This window comes from Hydrogenophaga sp. (assembly GCF_028698005.1).
In the GTDB taxonomy this organism is placed as follows: Bacteria; Pseudomonadota; Gammaproteobacteria; order Burkholderiales; family Burkholderiaceae_C; genus Hydrogenophaga.
In genome coordinates, this window is record NZ_JAQVEJ010000208.1 from 1 (window position 1) to 4,096 (window position 4,096).

3 protein-coding genes and 1 pseudogene are annotated in these 4,096 nt (G+C 68.0%); all 4 read left to right on the forward strand.

What is annotated here, in order from left to right:
• A pseudogene (locus tag PHQ87_RS14745) lies at positions 1–92 on the forward strand (preprotein translocase subunit YajC); the annotation flags it as partial.
• 163 nt (positions 93–255) lie between these two features.
• Entirely contained in the window at positions 256–2,157 is a 1,902-nt protein-coding gene (secD, locus tag PHQ87_RS14750; RefSeq protein WP_300235976.1) for a protein translocase subunit SecD, read from the forward strand.
• A 12-nt stretch (positions 2,158–2,169) separates the two neighbouring features.
• Positions 2,170–3,123, forward strand: coding sequence for a protein translocase subunit SecF (gene secF, locus PHQ87_RS14755; RefSeq protein ID WP_300235978.1), 954 nt, complete (start codon positions 2,170–2,172; stop codon positions 3,121–3,123).
• Positions 3,124–3,203: 80 nt separating this feature from the next.
• Positions 3,204–4,096 (forward strand): DUF1631 family protein (locus PHQ87_RS14760; protein WP_300235981.1); only part of this gene is annotated, 893 nt, incomplete at its 3' end.

Here is a 4,096-nt window from a genome sequence, read left to right on the forward strand (position 1 = left end):
CCTACATCGGTGTCGAACTGGCCGACGGCGTGGAAGTCCAGATGCAGCGGACCGCCGTGGTGCAGGTGCTGCCCAAGGGAACGCTGAAGTAACACCCCCCTGCGCCGCTGACGCGGCTTCCCCCCTCCGTCGCGTGCCTTCGGCGCTTCGAGGGGGGACGGCACCGACGGCCCGGCGGAGCCGGTTCCGTGGTGCCCCATGCCGAATATCCGTTGTGCCCCCGATTCGCTTTTTCGCCTAGCCTAGGCCACGCTTATGAACCGATATCCGCTGTGGAAGTACGCCATCATCGTGGTGGCGCTGCTGATCGGCCTGATCTATTCGTTGCCGAACCTGTTCGGCGAGTCGCCTGCCGTGCAGGTGTCATCGGGCAAGGCCACGGTGAAGGTGGACAACGGGACGACGGCCCGGGTGGAGGCCGCGCTTGCCGAGGCGGGGCTCCAGCCTTCGCTGGTGCAGTTCGACGGCAATTCGGTCAAGGCGCGCTTCGAGACCACCGATGAGCAACTGAAGGCGCGCGATGTGCTCGAGCGCGTCTTCAATCCCGACCCGGCCGTGCCGACGCACGTGGTGGCACTGAACCTGCTTCCGCGCACCCCGGCCTGGCTGGCAAGCCTGGGCGCGGCGCCCATGTACCTGGGGCTGGATTTGCGCGGTGGCGTGCATTTCCTGCTGGAAGTGGACATGGCGGCGGCGCTGCAGCGCCGCGCCGACGTGCTGGCGACCGACCTGCGCAGCGTGTTGCGCGAAAAGGGCATCCGCCACGGCGGTATCAACCGCAGTGGCAACGCGGTCGAGGTCCGGACCAGCGACGAAGCCAACTTTGACACCATCCGCGACCTGGTGCGCAGCCAGTTCCCGGATCTGCAGGCCGCCGAGGGTGCCAGCGCGGCCTCGGGCCGGCTGGTGCTGACCATCCGGCCCGAGACCATCCGCACGGTGCAGGAGCAGGCGCTCAAGCAGAACATGACCACCCTGCACAACCGGATCAACGAGCTGGGCGTGGCCGAGCCGGTGATCCAGCAGCAGGGCGCCAACCGCATCGTGGTGCAACTGCCGGGCGTGCAGGACACCGCCAAGGCCAAGGACATCCTGGGCCGCACCGCCACGCTGGAGCTGCGCCTGGTGGACGAGAGCGCCGAGGGCCGCGCGGCCGAGCGCGGCACCGGCCCCGTGCCCTTCGGTTCCGAGCGCTACCTGGAGCGCAACGGCCAGGCCGTGATCGTCAAGCGCGAGGTCCTGCTCACGGGCGAGAACCTGACCGATGCCCAGGCCGGTTTCGACGACACGCAGCAGCCGGCCGTGCACCTGACGCTCGATGGCAAGGGCTCGCGCGTGTTCCGCGACATCACGCGTGAGAACATCGGCAAGCGCATGGCCATCATCCTGTTCGAGAAGGGTCAGGGCGAGGTCGTGACGGCACCGGTGATCCGCTCCGAGATCGGTGGCGGGCGCGTGCAGATCTCGGGCGCCATGACCACCGTCGAGGCCAATGACACGGCCCTGCTGCTGCGTGCCGGCTCGCTGGCCGCACCGATGGAAATCATCGAGGAGCGCACCATCGGGCCGAGCCTGGGTGCCGAGAACATCCAGCGCGGCTTCAACAGCGTGGTCTGGGGTTTTCTGGTGATCGTCGGCTTCATGTGTGTCTACTACATGCTGTTCGGCGTGTTTTCCAGCATCGCCCTGACGGTGAACCTGGTGCTGCTGGTGGCCCTGCTGTCGCTGCTGCAGGCCACCCTGACGCTGCCGGGCATCGCGGCGCTGGCGCTGGCGCTGGGCATGGCCATCGACTCCAACGTGCTGATCAACGAGCGCATCCGCGAAGAGCTGCGTGCCGGTGCCTCGCCGCAGGCGGCCATCCATGCCGGTTTCGAGCGCGCCTGGGCGACCATCCTGGACTCCAACGTGACGACGCTGATCGCGGCGCTGGCCCTGCTGATGTTCGGCTCCGGGCCGGTGCGCGGCTTCGCGGTGGTGCACGCACTGGGCATCCTGACCTCGATGTTCTCGGCCGTGTTCTTCATGCGCGGCCTGGTGAACCTGTGGTACGGGCGCCAGAAAAAGCTCAAGAGCGTGTCGATCGGCCAGGTGTGGCGGCCGGACACGACGGGGGTCAGCGTGGCCGGCACGGCGCCGGCGTCGGACAAGGAATAAGGGGAGCCCGTCATGGAGTTTTTCCGCATCAAGAAGGACATCCCCTTCATGAAGCACGCCCTGGTGCTGAACGTGATCTCGCTGGTCACGTTCGCGCTGGCGGTGTTCTTTCTCGTGACCCGGGGCCTGCACCTGTCGGTGGAGTTCACGGGCGGCACGGTGGTGGAGGTCAGCTATTCGCAGCCGGCCGATCTGGGCAAGGTGCGCGCCATCGTCACCGGTCTGGGCTATGCCGACGACACGCAGGTGCAGAACTTCGGCACCTCGCAGGACGTCATGATCCGCCTGCCCCCGCGCGAGGGGCAGACATCGGCCCAGCAAAGCGAGCAGGTACTGGCCGCGCTCAAGGCCGACCAGCCGGACGTGGTGCTGCAACGCACCGAGTTCGTCGGGCCGCAGGTGGGCGAGGAACTGGTGCACAACGGCCTGCTGGCGCTGGCCGTGGTGGTGGTGGGCATTTCGGCCTACCTGGGCCTGCGCTTCGAGTGGAAGTTCGGCATCGCCGGCATCCTGGCCAACCTGCACGACGTGGTGATCATCCTGGGCTTCTTCGCCTTCTTCCAGTGGGAGTTCTCGCTCGCGGTGCTGGCGGCGGTGCTGGCCGTGCTGGGGTATTCGGTCAACGAATCCGTGGTGATCTTCGACCGTATCCGCGAGGCGTTCCGCAAGTTCCGCAAGATGGACACGCCGCAGGTGATCGACCACGCCATCACCAGCACGATGAGCCGCACCATCATCACCCACGCCTCGACCGAGGCCGTGGTGCTGTCGATGTTCTTCTTCGGCGGCCCGACGCTGCACTACTTCGCGCTGGCGCTGACCATCGGCATCGTCTTCGGCATCTACTCGTCGGTCTTCGTGGGCGGCGCGCTGGTCATGTGGATGGGGGTCAAGCGCGAAGATCTGGTCAAGACCACCCGCAAGGACGGTGACCCGAACGACCCGAACGCCGGCGCCGTCGTGTAAGGGCGACACCGTGGCGGGTGGGTGGCGCGACGCGCCCGCCCGCCGGATGGCGGCCCTGGCTTTCATGTCATACTGATCGAATGGCGTCTTCAACGAGCCCGCAGGTGTCTTCTCTGGGTAGGCAGGCGCGTGAACGGTTTGTGGTTCACGTCAGCAGGGTATTGCCCGAGATCGGGCAGGCTTGCCAGACGCGCCTGCTGGCGCTGATGGACGAACCCGGTTCCAGCCGGGAGCGTCAGGACCGCCGCGATGCCTACCAGGCCTTTCTGGCGGCCCACACGACCTGGGTGGACAACTGCCGGCGGGCCTTGCAGCGCAGCCTGTTGCCGCCCCAGCGCGTCAAGGCCGCCGACACGGCCGCCCGCCAGGGCGGCCGGCTGGAGCTGCTGGCCGAGGGCGTCATGGACAACCAGATCCTGGCATCGCGCCTGGCTTTGCGCGTGCTCGACCTGGCGTCCACCGAGCTCAACGAGCTGCGTCTGCGCATCCAGTCCCTGGAGCAGTTGCAGGAAATGCCCCGGGGCGACGTGCTCCTGCCCGACGTGACCACCCGTGTTCTGGTGGACCAGTGGCTGGAAGTGGCGCTGTCGCGCGAAGCCTGGCAGATGGTGCAGGACGCGGTGGCTCCGCTGTTGGCACAGCACATGCACGAGGCCTACAAGGCCACCAACCAGTTCCTCATCGCCAGCGGGGTGATGAAGCAGATCGATCTGAACGCCTTGGTGCGCCGGGCGCCTGGTGCGCGCAGCGACCCGCGTTCGCCGGTCGCTGACGACCAGGCCGCGGATGCGCCCGGCGACGGCCGGGGTCCGGCCGGTTCCCGGGCGGGGCGCGCGGCCGGCGGCAACCATCCCGGCGCCGGACTGCCATCCCGCTCCGGCATGACGGACGCGCGCGGTCTGGGCGGGGTGCACGAGGAAACCCGGATGATGACCGGCACCTCGCCGCTGGCGCGGGCGCGCATGCGGGCCCA

Excerpts from the sequence above, each read along its gene's own strand:
- secD (WP_300235976.1), top strand. The coding sequence starts at position 256 with ATGAACCGATATCCGCTGTGGAAGTACGCCATCATCGTGGTGGCGCTG.
- secF (WP_300235978.1), top strand. The coding sequence starts at position 2,170 with ATGGAGTTTTTCCGCATCAAGAAGGACATCCCCTTCATGAAGCACGCC.